This is a genomic window from Pseudomonas sp. Yb2C2 (genome assembly GCF_052112325.1).
Taxonomy (GTDB): domain Bacteria; phylum Pseudomonadota; class Gammaproteobacteria; order Pseudomonadales; family Pseudomonadaceae; genus Aquipseudomonas; species Aquipseudomonas marginalis.
This window is the reverse complement of the sequence record NZ_JAVAJK010000006.1, coordinates 133,229-146,402: the sequence shown is the minus strand read 5'-3', so window position 1 is coordinate 146,402 and position 13,174 is coordinate 133,229. Positions and strand designations below refer to the sequence as shown.

16 protein-coding genes are annotated in these 13,174 nt (G+C 64.0%); 3 read left to right on the top strand and 13 right to left on the bottom strand.

Features of this window, described 5'->3' with window-relative positions:
* Window positions 1-7 precede the first annotated feature (7 nt).
* The gene (locus tag Q8X51_RS10450; protein WP_407693675.1) at window positions 8-727 is read left to right on the top strand and encodes a 16S rRNA (uracil(1498)-N(3))-methyltransferase; all 720 of its coding nucleotides are present in this window, start codon (window positions 8-10) and stop codon (window positions 725-727) included.
* A gap of 44 nt (window positions 728-771) precedes the next feature.
* On the opposite strand, the gene Q8X51_RS10445 is transcribed toward Q8X51_RS10450, so the two are convergent.
* Genes Q8X51_RS10445 through Q8X51_RS10435 form a run of 3 tightly spaced genes read right to left on the bottom strand, consistent with a single transcriptional unit; the run spans window position 772 to window position 3,308 of the window.
* Complete coding sequence (locus Q8X51_RS10445) at window positions 772-1,674, bottom strand: transporter substrate-binding domain-containing protein (protein WP_065947837.1); 903 nt, start codon at window positions 1,672-1,674, stop codon at window positions 772-774.
* Between the two features lie 25 nt (window positions 1,675-1,699).
* The gene (locus Q8X51_RS10440; RefSeq protein WP_065947838.1) at window positions 1,700-2,050 is read right to left on the bottom strand and encodes a RidA family protein; all 351 of its coding nucleotides are present in this window, start codon (window positions 2,048-2,050) and stop codon (window positions 1,700-1,702) included.
* Window positions 2,051-2,060: 10 nt separating this feature from the next.
* A complete protein-coding gene (locus Q8X51_RS10435; protein ID WP_065947839.1) occupies window positions 2,061-3,308 on the bottom strand; it encodes a D-amino acid dehydrogenase in 1,248 nt (415 codons plus the stop codon).
* Between the two features lie 109 nt (window positions 3,309-3,417).
* Here Q8X51_RS10435 and Q8X51_RS10430 point away from each other — a divergent pair, with 109 nt between their 5' ends.
* Window positions 3,418-4,320: a LysR family transcriptional regulator gene (locus tag Q8X51_RS10430; RefSeq protein ID WP_065947840.1), complete on the top strand. Its 903-nt coding sequence runs from the start codon at window positions 3,418-3,420 to the stop codon at window positions 4,318-4,320.
* Here Q8X51_RS10430 and trhA read toward each other — a convergent pair.
* Window positions 4,315-4,932, bottom strand: a complete 618-nt coding sequence (gene trhA, locus Q8X51_RS10425) for a PAQR family membrane homeostasis protein TrhA (RefSeq protein WP_027606065.1) — start codon at window positions 4,930-4,932, stop codon at window positions 4,315-4,317. The two genes, Q8X51_RS10430 and trhA, sit on opposite strands and share 6 nt — an antisense overlap.
* 144 nt (window positions 4,933-5,076) lie before the next feature.
* Here trhA and Q8X51_RS10420 point away from each other — a divergent pair, with 144 nt between their 5' ends.
* On the top strand, window positions 5,077-5,997 hold the full coding sequence (locus Q8X51_RS10420) for a LysR family transcriptional regulator (RefSeq protein ID WP_065923829.1): 921 nt from the start codon (window positions 5,077-5,079) through the stop codon (window positions 5,995-5,997).
* A gap of 19 nt (window positions 5,998-6,016) precedes the next feature.
* Here the strand turns inward: Q8X51_RS10420 and madM are convergent, their stop codons facing one another.
* From madM to mdcA, 9 genes are all read right to left on the bottom strand, one after another.
* Window positions 6,017-6,781: a malonate transporter subunit MadM gene (gene madM, locus Q8X51_RS10415; RefSeq protein ID WP_027606067.1), complete on the bottom strand. Its 765-nt coding sequence runs from the start codon at window positions 6,779-6,781 to the stop codon at window positions 6,017-6,019.
* A 1-nt stretch (window position 6,782) separates the two neighbouring features.
* Window positions 6,783-7,187, bottom strand: coding sequence for a malonate transporter subunit MadL (gene madL, locus Q8X51_RS10410; RefSeq protein ID WP_027606068.1), 405 nt, complete (start codon window positions 7,185-7,187; stop codon window positions 6,783-6,785).
* Window positions 7,188-7,254: 67 nt separating this feature from the next.
* The gene (gene mdcH / locus Q8X51_RS10405) at window positions 7,255-8,154 is read right to left on the bottom strand and encodes a malonate decarboxylase subunit epsilon (RefSeq protein WP_407693676.1); all 900 of its coding nucleotides are present in this window, start codon (window positions 8,152-8,154) and stop codon (window positions 7,255-7,257) included.
* Window positions 8,151-8,747 carry a malonate decarboxylase holo-ACP synthase gene (locus Q8X51_RS10400; RefSeq protein WP_407693677.1) on the bottom strand — a complete coding sequence of 199 codons (597 nt, stop codon included), beginning with the start codon at window positions 8,745-8,747 and terminating at the stop codon, window positions 8,151-8,153. Before Q8X51_RS10400 ends, mdcH begins: the two co-directional genes overlap by 4 nt.
* Window positions 8,741-9,511, bottom strand: a complete 771-nt coding sequence (gene mdcE, locus Q8X51_RS10395; protein WP_065946509.1) for a biotin-independent malonate decarboxylase subunit gamma — start codon at window positions 9,509-9,511, stop codon at window positions 8,741-8,743. The genes Q8X51_RS10400 and mdcE overlap by 7 nt, the downstream gene beginning before the upstream one ends.
* Entirely contained in the window at window positions 9,508-10,350 is an 843-nt protein-coding gene (locus Q8X51_RS10390; RefSeq protein ID WP_065923834.1) for a biotin-independent malonate decarboxylase subunit beta, read from the bottom strand. The genes mdcE and Q8X51_RS10390 overlap by 4 nt, the downstream gene beginning before the upstream one ends.
* Complete coding sequence (locus tag Q8X51_RS10385) at window positions 10,343-10,642, bottom strand: malonate decarboxylase subunit delta (RefSeq protein WP_065923835.1); 300 nt, start codon at window positions 10,640-10,642, stop codon at window positions 10,343-10,345. Before Q8X51_RS10385 ends, Q8X51_RS10390 begins: the two co-directional genes overlap by 8 nt.
* Window positions 10,642-11,475 carry a triphosphoribosyl-dephospho-CoA synthase gene (locus tag Q8X51_RS10380; protein ID WP_065923836.1) on the bottom strand — a complete coding sequence of 278 codons (834 nt, stop codon included), beginning with the start codon at window positions 11,473-11,475 and terminating at the stop codon, window positions 10,642-10,644. Before Q8X51_RS10380 ends, Q8X51_RS10385 begins: the two co-directional genes overlap by 1 nt.
* Entirely contained in the window at window positions 11,476-13,146 is a 1,671-nt protein-coding gene (gene mdcA / locus Q8X51_RS10375; protein WP_065946510.1) for a malonate decarboxylase subunit alpha, read from the bottom strand. It abuts the gene before it with no gap.
* Window positions 13,147-13,174 lie beyond the last annotated feature (28 nt).

Here is a 13,174-nt window from a genome sequence, read left to right as displayed (position 1 = left end):
AACCAAAATGAGACTGTCCCGCTTTTTCACCGACCCCCCGCTGAGCCTCGGCGATCACGAACTGCCCGAAGCCCAGGCGCACTACATCAGCCGCGTGCTGCGCATGGGCGAAGGTGACGCCGTGCAATTGTTCGACGGCTCCGGCCAGGAGTTCCTGGGCAGCCTGCTGGAAGTCGGGAAAAAACGCGTCACTGTGCAACTGACCGAAAGCTTCGCCGGCCAGGCCGAATCGCCGCTGCACATCCACCTCGGCCAGGGCCTGTCCCGGGGCGAACGCATGGACTGGGCGATCCAGAAAGCCACCGAGCTGGGCGTCAACGCCATCACGCCGATCTTCAGCGACCGCTGCGAAGTGCGCCTGAAGGACGAACGCGCCGACAAACGCCTGCTGCACTGGCGCCAGGTGGCGATCAGCGCGTGCGAGCAGTGCGGGCGTTCGACGGTACCGGTGATTCACCCGCCGTTGCTGCTGGCGGACTGGTTGAAGCAGGTCGAGGCGGACCTGAAACTGGTGCTGCACCCGGTGGCCGAGCCGCTGGTCAGCCATGCCAAACCTGCGAGCCTGGCGTTCCTGATCGGGCCCGAGGGTGGATTGACGGATGGGGAAGTCGAAGTGGCCCAAGGCGCCGGCTTCCACGCCGCCCGCCTCGGCCCGCGTGTGTTGCGCACCGAGACTGCGCCGGTGGTGGCATTGGCGGTAGCCCAGCAGCTGTGGGGCGACTTCTAACCCACTTTGCAAACCCTCCCACATTTGGATGGGGTTACCCCTTCTTACTCCACCGGATCGCTGATCGGCTTGGCAATGATCGCCTTCAACTCACTGGTCATCGGGAATTCCAGGTTCAAGCCCTTGGGCGGAATCGGCTGTTCAAACCAGCGCTGGTAAATCCCGTTGATCTCCCCCGAACGGTACAGGTCGCCGAGGGTCTCGTTGACCACCGCGAGAAACTGCGGATCATCCTTGCGCACCATGCAGCTGTAGATCTCCCGCGACTGCTCCTCGCCCACCACCACCCAGTTGTGTGGGTCCTTGGCCTTGGCACGTTCGCCGTAGAGCAATGCATCGTCCATATAGAACGCGGCCGCTCGGCCCGTCTCGAGCATCTTGAACGCCTCGCCGTGGTCCTTGGCGCTGATCACGAACATATTGCTCTTGTGCTCGGCGTTGTAGCTCTTTAGAAAACGCTCGTTGGTGGTGCCGGCGGTAGTCACCACGTTCTTGCCCCCCAGGTCGGCGAAGCCCTTGATGCCGCTGTCCTTAGCCGTCAACAACTGGCCTTTCACGTAAATAAACCCGTAGGAAAATGCCACCTGCTTCTGCCGCTCGGCCGTGACTCCAGTGGAGCCGCATTCCAGGTCGACGGTGCCGTTCTGCACCAGCGGAATCCGCGTTTGAGAGGTCACCAGGTTGTACTTCACCTTAAGGTCGGCCACCCCGGTTTTCTGCTGGATACGCTCGACGATCTTACTGGCCAGGTCCACCGAATAGCCCATCGGCTTGCCGCTGTGATCCCCCACGTAGGAAAACGGCACCGACGCATCGCGATAACCCAGGGTGATGGACTTGGTACTGGCGATCTTGCCCAGCGTACCGTCCAGCGGCGCCTGGTTGGCATGGGCGTGTACTCCCAGCAAAAGGCCCAGGGTGCAGCCGGTCAACAGGATTTTTTTCATTGTTATTCTCCGTTGGTCTTTGACGTTATTTTCGTACCGCAATCACGCTGATTTCCACCAGCACGCTCGGCCTCGCCAGCTCCGCCTGCAGGGTGGTGCGCGTCGGCGCCATCCCGGGCGATAGCCAGGCGGCCCATACATCATTCATCGGCGCGAAACCGCTGCCGATGTCTTTCAAGTAAATGGTCGCATTGAGCAAATGATCCTTGTCACTGCCGGCCTGGGCCAGCAGCGCATCGATCCTGGCCAGCACTTCGCGGGTCTGCGTCGCCACATCCAGGCCTTCGCCGGGCACCTGGCCCGAAAGGAATACCAGATCCTTGAACGTGACGGCGCCGGACAGTCGGTCGTTGCTGCTGATTCGGTTGATGGTCATGGGTCAATCCTCACGCGGCGCGGGGCGCCAGGCCCTGCATATCTATGGAAGGTAGGTGGTGGCCGATCAGCTCGGCCAGCAATTGGCCGCTGCCGCACGCCAGGGTAAAGCCGAGGGCGCCGTGGCCCAGGTTCAGCCACAGGTTGCGATACACGCTGGGGCCAATCAGCGGCACACCGGTCGGGGTGGCGGGACGCATACCGGCCCATTCCACAGCATTGGCATAGTCGCCAGCGGTAGGAAATGTCTCGACCGCCTGGCGTTTCATCAGCGCCAGGCGCTTGGGCTCAAGGCTGGCGTCAAAGCCGACGATATCCACCATGGCCGCCACCCGCAGCTGTTCGCCGATACGCGCGTAGACCATCTTGCGGTCGTAGTCGGTGATGCTCACATTCGGCGCCTGGTGCTGTGCGCCAATCGGTACGCTGAGGCTATAGCCCTTGAGTGGATACAGTGGCAGTGACACGCCGGGCAATGCCAACTCGGCGGCGCGATGACCGGCCGCCAGCACCAGGTGTTCCACCGGCATCACTTCGCCGCCCAGCTCGATGGCCTGTACCGCGCCGTCGGCATGGCGAATCCTAGTGACCTTGCGCCCCAGCAGAAAGGTGCAGCGCCCCGACGCTTCAAGGCGTGCCGCCAGCTGTTGGCAGAAGGCATGACAGTCCGCCACTTCTTCATTGGGCGTATAGATACCACCGACAAACTCACCCGCCACCTGCGCCAGCGCCGGCTCCAGCCGCGCACAATCCAGCGCCGACAGCACCTGTTGTTGCAGGATATCGGTGACCTTGCTGCGCGCACGCTCAAAGGTGTCGGCATTGCGAAAGGTCACCAGCTTGCCGTTACGCCGCCAGTTGAACGTGTCCAGGCGATCGTCGACGCGCCATTGCTGCAAGGTGTTTTGGCTCAGGCTCGCCAGGCGCAGCAAGTGCGCGGCGTTGCGCTTGTTCACCGAGCCACGGCAGGCGCCGATGAACGCGGCCATCCAGCGCCATTGTCGGGGATCCAGGCGTGGGCGCAGCTTCAGTGGCGAGTCACCGCGCAGCAACCAGCCAATCGCCTGTAGCGGCACTCCCGCATCCGCCAGCGGTGCGACGTAGCGGTAGGACAATTGCCCGCCATTGGCGAAGCTGGTTTCGCTGCCCACGGTGTCACGCGCGTCGATCACCGTCACTTCATGACCTGCACGTACCAACGCGTAGGCACTCGCCAGGCCGATAACGCCTCCACCAATGATGCAAACCTGCCTGGCCATTCAACACCCCCAGCCCTTGATCCAAGAAAGCCCCAGGGTAGGTGCAGGTGACAGGCCGCCGACAATGAATAAAGATGGGGCACCTATAAACAAAGGTTATGGACCTGCCATGCGCTTGCGTCATATCGAAATCTTCCAGGCCATCCGCCAGACCGGCTCCATCAGCGCCGCCGCGCAGTTGCTGCATGTCTCCCAACCGGCGGTGACCAAGGTGTTGCAACATGCCGAGTTACAATTGGGTTTCCCGCTGTTTTTGCGGGTACGCGGCAAATTGCAGCCCACGCCCGAAGCCCTGGCGCTGGAAAGCGAAGTCGAAAAAGTCACCGCGAGCCTGCAAGGCGTGCGGCGCCTGGCCAAGAGCCTGCGCCGCGCCCCGGGGCAAAGTGTGCGGATTGGTGCAATCCCGGCATTGGCGCTGTCGCTGCTGCCCCCGGCGATTCTGGAATGGAAGCGCGACTACCCGGACATCGCCTGCGAACTGTCCAGCGACCATAGCCGCGAGCTGGTGCAAAAACTGTTGATGCGCGAGATCGACCTGGCACTGACCCTCAGCTTCTCCGGCCATCCCGGGTTGACCACACAAGTGCTGGCCAACGGTGTGTTGGTGGCCCTGGCGTCGAAAAACTACTGGCCGGACGCTGAGCTGCATCAAGCCCTGCCCCTGGCAGACCTGGCGGGAGCACCGCTGATTGGCCTGTCCAGCGCCGACCCGCTGGCGGCGAAGCTCGACAACTACCTGGAGAGCGTCGACCCGCCGCCTCGGGTGACGATCTCGGTGCAAACCTATTCCCTGGCACGGGCGATGGTGGAGTCCGGCGCCGGCTTGACGGTCATCGACCCCTTTACCGCCCTCGGCGCATCGACGGCGACCACCTGCATCCGCACACTTACACCGCCTCTGCCGATCACCCTCTACGCCTTGACCCGTGCCAATGAACCACCGCCGCATATGCTGGCCAACCTGCTACAGATCCTCGGCAACCGGGCTCAGGAGCTGCTGGAGCGCCTATAACACGTAGTGCATGATCGCCACGAAATGCAGCAGGCTGCCGCCGATCACAAACAAATGCCAGATCCCATGGGAATGCCGCAGGCGATCCTCCAGGGCAAAGAAGATGATGCCGACGGTGTACAGCACCCCGCCCGCCGCCAGCCAGATAAACCCGGCGGTGCCCAGCGCGGCGATCAGCGGCTTGACCGCCACCAGCACGATCCAGCCCATCACCGCGTAGATCACGATGGACAGGATGCGCGCCTCGGAACGCGGCTTGATCTCCTGCAGGATGCCGATCACCGCCAGCCCCCACACGATGCCGAACAGCGTCCAGCCCCACGGGCCTCTCAACGTCACCAGGCAAAACGGCGTGTAGCTGCCGGCGATCAGCAAGTAGATCGAAAAGTGATCGACCTTCTGCATGATCTCTTTTCGCCGCCCCTGCACGCTGTGGTACACGGTCGACGCGCTGTACAGCACCATCAGCGTAAAGCCATAAATCGCCACGCTGACGATCTTCCAGGGGCTGCCATCCAGGCTCGCCACCACCAACATCCACACGGCGCCAATACACGCCGCGACTGCACCGAGCAAATGGCTCCAGGCGTTGAATCGTTCCCCGTGATACATCTGTCACTGACCTCCTGTAGCCGCTGGAACTGGCTGGCAAGCGTCCAGCCTTGCGCATAAGAGTGCAAGCGACTTGTGACGTTCCGAGGACGCCGCCGGGTTTTGCGGGCACAATCGGACGCATTCGAACAAGAGCCCACGGCCATGCTGATCGACGAAGAATTCACCCTCAAGAAACTGGAAATCTTCCTGGCATTCATGCGCACCGGCAACCTGGCCCGCGCCGCCGCCGAGCTGCAAACCAGCAATGTCAGCGTGCACCGCGCCATCCACTCGCTGGAAAATGCCTTGCGCTGCCCGCTGTTCAAACACGAGGGCCGCAACCTCACCCCGCTGGAAAGCGCCTACGTGCTGGAAGAACGCGCACAGAAACTCATCGCCGATGTGGTCGACAGCGTACGCCTGACCCGCGAAGCCGCCGGCTTCTCCGCCGAACGCTTCAAGCTCGGCTCGCTGTATTCGCTGACGGTCAAGACCGTGCCGCAATTGATCATGGGCCTGAAGATCAGGCGCAGCGAACTCAATATCGACCTGATCCTCGGCTCCAATTTCGACCTGCTGTACAAGCTCAAGAACATGGAAGTCGACGCAATCCTCATCTCCCTCGACGAACACGCCAACGACCCCGACTGCGAACAGATCGAGCTGTTCTGCGACGACATCTTCCTCGCCACCCCCGCCGACTCACCCTTCGACCGCGCCCAGGAAATCGACCTGGCCGACGTCCGCGACGCCACCTTCATCACCCTCACCCAAGGCTTCGCCACCCACCAGGATGGCAACCGGGTATTCAAGCAGGCGGGGTTCGAGCCGAAGGTGGCGATGCAGGTCAATGACATCTTCACACTGCTGAGCATGGTCAGTTCGGGGGTGGGTTATGCGTTGCTGCCAGGAAGGATCGCGGCGGTGTACGAGAACCGCGTGAAGCTGATACCGCTGCAACCCAGGTATCGGTTGCAGCAGCATATCGGGGTGGTGTTCCTGAAGGCCAAGGAGCGTGATCCGAATTTACTCGCGTTGTTGGCGGAGTGTCGGATGTATGCCAATCGGCAGGGAACAGCCTGACACTCCGCAACCCTCAAGGTCAGCCCACCAACCCACGCACAATGAAGTACAGCAACGAAGGCCCCAGCAAACACCCAAGCCCGGTATGGAACGTCGCCGTCAACGCGCCATACGGCACCAAGCGCCGATCCGTCGCCGCCAGCCCTGCCGTCACGCCGCTCACGGTGCCGGCCAAGCCACCGAACACCATCGCTGAACGCGGATTGTCCAAGCCCATCCAACGCGCCGCCACCGGGGTGCCGACCATCACCAGGATCGCCTTGATCAACCCGGTCGCAATCGACAGTGCCATCACATCCGAAGTCGCGCCAATCGCCGCACCGGTCACCGGGCCGACGATGTAGGTCACCGCACCCGCGCCGATGGTGGTCATGCTGATCGCGTCGCGATAGCCAAACACCCAGGCCATGCTGGCGCCGACGATAAACGGCAGGATCGTGCCCAGCAGCAGCGCAATCACACCGATCATCCCGGCCTTGCGCGCCTCGGTGGCCTGCACCTCGAACGCCGTGGCAACGATGGCGAAGTCGCGCAGCATCGCGCCGCCCATCAGGCCAATACCAGAGAACAGTGCCAGGTCGGCCAAGCCTTTTTGCCCGCCGGTAAGGGTGCCGCCGACCCAGGCCAGGACCAGGCCGATGACGATGGCAATCGCCGAGCCGTGGATGCGCCCGAACGTCAGGCGCTTGGACAGCACCACGGAAATCCACATCACCACGCCAACAAACGCAAACGCGGTGATCAGGCCGTTATGTTCCAGGCCTTTTTCGATGAGATCCCACATATCAGCGACCTCCCGCAGGCACGATCAGCGGCTCTTCGGCGGGCAGAGGCTCGCCCTTGTGAGTACGGCTGATCAACGCAATGGTGCAACCACAGACCACCACCGAACCAATCGCCGCCAGCACCGCGACCGGGCCGCCGTGCAGGGCGGTTACGACGTTCTGCTGCGCGGCCATCGCCACCACCACGGGGATATACATGGCGCCCCAAAAGCCCACGCCCATCTCGCACTCCTTGGTCATGCCGCCGCGTTTTTGCATCCACAGGCGAGCGCAGATCAGCAGGATCATGGCGATACCCACCCCGCCCACGTTGGATTTGACGCCCAGCAACACGCCGAGCATGTCGCCCATGATCACGCCTGCCAGCGTGCAGATCGCCAGCAATGCCACACCGTAAATAATCATTGTTGTTGTCCTCGAAGTGCTCGATCGAAATTGTTGTTTTTGTGCTTCGACAGCCTTGGGTGGTGCTTTATCGGTGGCGGCGCTCCTCCTCTTCCAGCAGGGCCTGCAAGGTATCCAGGCGTGCGCCTTCGCAGGCGATCACGGTGCCTTGTTCGAACACGCGGCGTGACAGGCCGGTGAGCACGGCGCCCGGGGGCAGTTCGATTTGCAGGCGCACACCGCGCTCGTAGGCGCTTTGTACGGTGCCGCGCCAGTCAACGACGCGGCACATGTTGAAGGCCAGGTCGTCGCGCAGGTGTTCGGGATTGTGGATCGGCCGCGCGCGGGTGCTGCTCAGGTAGGTGATGCGCGGCGCCTTGAGCGGGACAAATGCCTGGGCCAGGGCCTGGGCCGATTGCTCCAGCAGCGCGCAATGGGACGGCACACTGACGGCCAGGCGTTTGGCGATGCCGTTGCCCTTGATGCGCGCGGCAACACGCTTCATGGCCTCGTCGCTGCCGGCGATCACGCTTTGGTTATCGGCGTTGATATTGGCCAGGTACACCGGGGTTTCAGGGCTGTGGATGTCGGCGAGGAGTGTTTCGACGGTGGATAACTCCACACCGATGATCGCGGTCATGCCGTAGCCGTGTGGATAAGCGTTTTGCATCAGTTGGCCGCGCAGGCTCACAAGCTTTACCGCATCGGCAAAATCCAGGGCCCCGGCGATGACCGCAGCCGGGTAGGCGCCGATGGACAGGCCCGCCACGTAATCCGGGGTGCGCTCCAACAGGCGGGCGTGGGCGACGCCGGCGATCAACAGGCACAGTTGCACAGCGCGGGTACTGGCCAGGGCTTGCGCGGAATCGAGCACGCGCACGTCTTCGCCCAGGGCATCGCTGGCTTCTGCCAGCACAGGTTCGGGCAACGACTTCAGCATGCCTGGTCGCTGAGCGCCCTGCCCTGGAAACACCAGCAGGCTGCTCATGCCACGGCCTGCCAAGGGTCGAGCACAAGATGCGCGCCGCTGGTGGTTTTCAGCAGCACACGGCGTGAGCCGCTGGCCCATTCGCGCAAGGCGACGGCGCCAAACGGGGTTTGCAGTTGCAGGTCCACAGGGCACACCGTCGTGTCCAGGCTCGCCAGCAGGTCCTCGGCAGCGGCGCGTTCAAGGCGCTTGGGCGTACGCAGGATCAAATCCAGATCACTCTGGGCATGCAGTGCTTCGATGCCGGTGGCCAATTCAAAGCCTGCGCTCCCGCTGACGCCCCATGCCTCGTGCACCAGCACCGAACGCAATTGAGCAAGCGCGTGCAGCGCGGGTAAGTCCCGTGACGAAACCATGTCGCGCAGGGCTTCCGGTGCAACGCGCCGCTGCACCGCCGCCAGCGGCATCTCGGCGGCGAACCGCTGCTCACGCGAACGCCCGCGCACGCCGACCGCCACATACCCCGGCGCGGCAATGGCGCGGCGCACCACCACCGGATGGCCGGCGCCAAGCGCCTCCAGCACCCAGGTCGGAGCACCGGCGGGCGCATGCGCCGGGGTCATGCCCCAGAGCAAGTCGTGGGCGTTCACCATTGTTCCCGCAGCAGTTGGCGAACCTGGCTGGAGGCTGCCCGATTAGTCGCGCCGAGGCGTCCGCGCAGATCGGCGCTGCCGATGTCCTTGATCGCATTCACCAGGCAATCACTGACCCGCGCTACATCGTCCGCCGTGGGCTGTTCAATCTGGCTGACCGACAAGGTCTCCCACAGCAAGCCGAGGCTGGCATAGCTGTCGATGTCATAGGCCATGGGCGGCACACTGGCGGCCAGGGCTTCCAGCTCTTCGACGCTGCGCAGGGTCACCCGCGCGGCCGAGGCCTTGCCCATGGCGTGCACCATTACGCCGGGGTCGCGCAGGGCAATCAGGCGGTTGGCCTGGTAGCCATGGGCCAGGAACGCACCGGACATGGCCTTGCCCACCAGCAGCGCAATCACCGGGTGGCCGGCGAGGCGCGCGCGGGCATAGCTGTCGGCCGCAGCGGCCAGGGCCTGGTGGATGCCGAGGGCTTCTTCGCGACGGCCATAGGCTTGGCTGGGCACATCGACGATGGCGATGATGGGCCGCTTGTCGCCGCGGGCGATGGCCTCATCGACGGCCTTGGCCAGGCCCCAGCCTTCGAGCAGGCCGACTTCGCCATTGCGCGCCCGAGGGAAGCGGTTTTGCGCGTCGGTCACCACGGCGACAAAGCGCACCTGTTGCTCACCCAATACACCGTCGGCCACCCTCAGCGACGCCGGCAAATCGTCTACAACTGGAGCGCCGGCGCTCAATGCGTTGAACCACTGCAAGCCTCTCATGAGCGTTCTCCCTGATACAGCTCGCGCACCGTCGCCGGGTCGATTTGCGCTACGGCGTCCAACTCGGCCAAGCGTGTGAGGTAATAATCAGCCTGGCGACTGCGTTGTTGGGCGGGCACGCCTTGCTGCAACAACGCGCTGACCGTCTGCTGGATCTGCGCCGCATCGTCGGCCACGTAACGGTCGGCCAGGCCGCTGTTGAAACGCTGTTCGCCGCCCGTGAGGCTCCAGATAAAAGGACGGTCGCGGGAGTCGTACTCTTCCAACCCGGCTTCCTGTTCGATCACCTGCGGACCATTCAGGCCCAGGCGCGCTTCGCGGGTGACGACGAGGTAGCTGCACAGCCCGGCGGCGATGGACATGCCACCGAAACAGCCAACGCTGCCCGCCACCACGCCGATCACCGGCTGGTACTGGCGCAGGTCGACAATCGCCGCGTGTATATCGGCAATCGCGGCCAGGCCGAGGTTGGCTTCCTGCAAGCGCACGCCGCCGGTTTCCAGCAGCAGCACGGCGCGGGTCGGGATGCCCTTGCGGTTGTCTTCGGCGGCCAGTTCCAGGGCGCCGGCGATTTTCGCGCCGCCCACTTCACCGAGGCTGCCGCCCTGGAAGTTACCTTCAATGGCCGCAATCACTACGGGCAAGTCGCCGATGCTGCCCTTGGCGATCACCACGCCGTCATCGGCCTGGGGCACCACCCCTTGGCGGCTGAGCCAGGGCGACATGACCCTCTGGAACGGGTCGATCAGTTCGCGAAAGGTGCCGGCATCCAACAAGGCCTTGGCCCGCTGCCGCGCACCCAGTTCCACGAAGCTGTGTTTAGCCAGCAAGTCAGTCATGGCCGATCTCCTCGAATCCCTGTTCCAGGCGCAAACGCACCACGCCTGGGGTGGCGCCGAAATCGTGGATATCAATGTTCAGGGCGGGTGGCGTCTGCTCCTGGAAAATGCGTTCGAACAGGTGCTGCCAGCGTTGTTCGGCGCCATTCACCGAGGTCTGTACCTGGATGGTCAACGTGCCGGCCGTGCCCGGCTCCAGCAGCACTTCCAGGTCGCCCGAGCCGACGCAACCCACCAGCGCACGGCCTGTTGGCGGCTGCCCGGCGGGGAATTCAAAGGATAAGGTTTCCATCACAACGCTCCGTCGAGGCGGTCGATAAACAGGCAGGCGGCCAACAGGTCGGCGGCGCCACCGGGGGAGGCATTCAGGGCCAGCAGTTGATGGTCCAGCTCATGCAGTTGGCGGCGCCCGGCGAGGCTTGCGCTGCCGCCGGCGTCGAGCACGGCCTGGGCACCGCGCTGCATGGCATGCAGGCCTTCCAGGCCGGCGCGATAGAGCACGCAGGTGTCGGCCAGGTCGGTCATGATCGCGAGCAAGGCGTCAAGACGCGCGTTCTGTTCACCGACGTTCTGGCGGCGGCTCTGGCGCAGTTGCGGCAGACCGCGTTGGGTCACGGCGGGGAAGCCCAGTTGCGCTTCTTCACGGGCACCACGTGCGCCGTAGCGTTGCGCGACCTGGGCGCCGTGGCTCATCGATTGGGGCGCGTAACGGTCGTTGAGCAGGGCCAGTCTGGCGGCGTTCAGCGTTATGGCTCGCGGTTCCAGGGCAGCCGCTGCGGTCAGCAGGCCAAGGGCCCAGATCGCACCGCGATGGGTGTTCACGCCGTGGGTGGTGACGAGCATCGCCTGTTCGCCTTCGCGCCCGATACGGCCGAGGGCTTCGCGCAGGGGCAAGCCGACTTCACCGAGTTCAAGCGCCGCCTCGGCCATTGCCTTGAACATCGGCCACAGCGACAGCGCCGAGGCGTGCATCAGCCCCAGGTGCAAATCACTGTGGGCGCCGTTGCCGCGACGGTCCACCAGGGCGGGCTTGGGCGACAGGTCGGCTTCATCGATCAGCGCATCGACGGCCATATCCGCCAGGCGATCCGCGAGGCTGAGTTCGTGCAGTTTAAGGGCGCGCATTTACCAGCTCCTGAATTTGGCGGGCGGGTTGTACAGGCCACCGGACCACTCCACCAGGTCGGCCACGCTCTTGGCGGCCAACAACTCGCGGGTGGCGTCGGTACGGCGGATGCCCAAATCTTCGGGCAAGGCGATCAGGCCTTCGCGGCGCATGCGCGCGGTGTCCTTGGGGTTGTGGCGCATGCCGATGGCGGTGACCCCGGCGACGGCGGCGATCATCGCCTGGCGCTCTTCCAGGGACCGCGCCTTGTACAGGTAGGCGATGCCTTCTTCGGTGAGCAGGTGGGTGACGTCGTCACCGTAGATCATGATCGGCGCCAGGGGCATGCCGCTTTTGCGCGCCACTTCGACCGCATCCAGGGTGTTGACGAAGGTGGGCTTGCCGCCTTCCTGGAAGGTCTCGACCATCTGCACCACAAGCTTTTTGCCGCGCTCCAGCAGCGCTTCCGGCGCGTCGCCGTGGCGCATGTCCAGCCATGCCGGCGTACCGTGACGACGGCCACGCGGGTCGTGGCCCATGTTCGGCGCCCCGCCAAAGCCGGCGAGGCGGCCACGGGTCACGGTGCTGGAATGGCCGTCGCCGTCGACTTGCAGGGTAGCGCCGATAAACAGGTCCACCGCGTATTGGCCGGCCAGCTGGCAGAACATTCGGTTGGAGCGCATCGAACCGTCGCGGCCGGTGAAGAACACATCCGGGCGCGCGGCGATGTAGTTCTCCATGCCCAGTTCGGTGCCGAAGCAATGCACGCTTTCCACCCAGCCGCTTTCGATGGCGGGGATCAGCGTGGGGTGCGGGTTGAGGGTCCAGTTGCGGCAGATCTTGCCCTTCAGGCCCAGGGATTCACCGTAGGTGGGCAGGATCAATTCGATGGCGGCGGTGTTGAAGCCGATGCCGTGGTTGAGGGACTGCACATTGTGTTTTTCGTAGATGCCGCGGATCGCCATCATCGCCATCAACACATGCACCGGCTTGATATGGCGCGGGTCGCGGGTGAACAGCGGCTCGATGTAGAACGGCTTGTCGGCCACCACCACAAAATCCACCCAGCTGGCGGGGATGTCGACGCGGGGCAAGTCGCTGACGTCATCCACCAACTGGTTGACCTGCACGATCACGATGCCATCGCTGAACGCGGCGGGTTCGATCAGAGCCGGGGTGTCTTCGGTGCTGGCGCCGGTGTAGATATTGCCGGCACGGTCGGCCATGAAACCGGCGGACAGTACGACGTTGGGGATCAGGTCCACCACCAGCCGTGCATAGAGCTCGATGTAGGTGTGGATCGCGCCGATTTCCAGCAGGCCGTCTTCGAGCAGTTGGCTGATGCGCAGGGATTGGGTGCCGGCGAAGGAAAAGTCCAGCTTGCGCGCAATGCCCTTTTCAAACAGGTCCAGGTGCTCGGACCGCCCGACGCTGGGCATGATCATGTGCAAATCGTGGAGTTTGGCCGGGTCAGTCTGGGCCAGGGAGCGCGAGAGGAAGTCGGCCTGCTTCTGGTTGTTGCCTTCCAGCACCACGCGGTCGCCGGGGAGGATCAGCGCCTCAAGCGCCTCGACAATCCTGTCACTGGGCAACACGGCCCCGTCTGCGATTTTTTTGACCAGCCCCAGCCGCCGCTGCTTCTCGTCGCGCCGCCGCGTCCAGCGCGAGTCGGGGTTTATTGTTGTTGTCATGGTCGCTCCACGGGTTTGCTGTCGTGGG

What these genes read in the sequence shown, in the direction of transcription:
- Q8X51_RS10450 (WP_407693675.1), top strand. Translation starts at nt 8, where the DNA reads ATGAGACTGTCCCGCTTTTTCACCGACCCCCCGCTGAGCCTCGGCGAT.
- Q8X51_RS10445 (WP_065947837.1), bottom strand. Translation starts at nt 1,674, where the DNA reads ATGAAAAAAATCCTGTTGACCGGCTGCACCCTGGGCCTTTTGCTGGGA.
- Q8X51_RS10440 (WP_065947838.1), bottom strand. Translation starts at nt 2,050, where the DNA reads ATGACCATCAACCGAATCAGCAGCAACGACCGACTGTCCGGCGCCGTC.
- Q8X51_RS10435 (WP_065947839.1), bottom strand. Translation starts at nt 3,308, where the DNA reads ATGGCCAGGCAGGTTTGCATCATTGGTGGAGGCGTTATCGGCCTGGCG.
- Q8X51_RS10430 (WP_065947840.1), top strand. Translation starts at nt 3,418, where the DNA reads ATGCGCTTGCGTCATATCGAAATCTTCCAGGCCATCCGCCAGACCGGC.
- trhA (WP_027606065.1), bottom strand. Translation starts at nt 4,932, where the DNA reads ATGTATCACGGGGAACGATTCAACGCCTGGAGCCATTTGCTCGGTGCA.
- Q8X51_RS10420 (WP_065923829.1), top strand. Translation starts at nt 5,077, where the DNA reads ATGCTGATCGACGAAGAATTCACCCTCAAGAAACTGGAAATCTTCCTG.
- madM (WP_027606067.1), bottom strand. Translation starts at nt 6,781, where the DNA reads ATGTGGGATCTCATCGAAAAAGGCCTGGAACATAACGGCCTGATCACC.
- madL (WP_027606068.1), bottom strand. Translation starts at nt 7,187, where the DNA reads ATGATTATTTACGGTGTGGCATTGCTGGCGATCTGCACGCTGGCAGGC.
- mdcH (WP_407693676.1), bottom strand. Translation starts at nt 8,154, where the DNA reads ATGAGCAGCCTGCTGGTGTTTCCAGGGCAGGGCGCTCAGCGACCAGGC.
- Q8X51_RS10400 (WP_407693677.1), bottom strand. Translation starts at nt 8,747, where the DNA reads ATGGTGAACGCCCACGACTTGCTCTGGGGCATGACCCCGGCGCATGCG.
- mdcE (WP_065946509.1), bottom strand. Translation starts at nt 9,511, where the DNA reads ATGAGAGGCTTGCAGTGGTTCAACGCATTGAGCGCCGGCGCTCCAGTT.
- Q8X51_RS10390 (WP_065923834.1), bottom strand. Translation starts at nt 10,350, where the DNA reads ATGACTGACTTGCTGGCTAAACACAGCTTCGTGGAACTGGGTGCGCGG.
- Q8X51_RS10385 (WP_065923835.1), bottom strand. Translation starts at nt 10,642, where the DNA reads ATGGAAACCTTATCCTTTGAATTCCCCGCCGGGCAGCCGCCAACAGGC.
- Q8X51_RS10380 (WP_065923836.1), bottom strand. Translation starts at nt 11,475, where the DNA reads ATGCGCGCCCTTAAACTGCACGAACTCAGCCTCGCGGATCGCCTGGCG.
- mdcA (WP_065946510.1), bottom strand. Translation starts at nt 13,146, where the DNA reads ATGACAACAACAATAAACCCCGACTCGCGCTGGACGCGGCGGCGCGAC.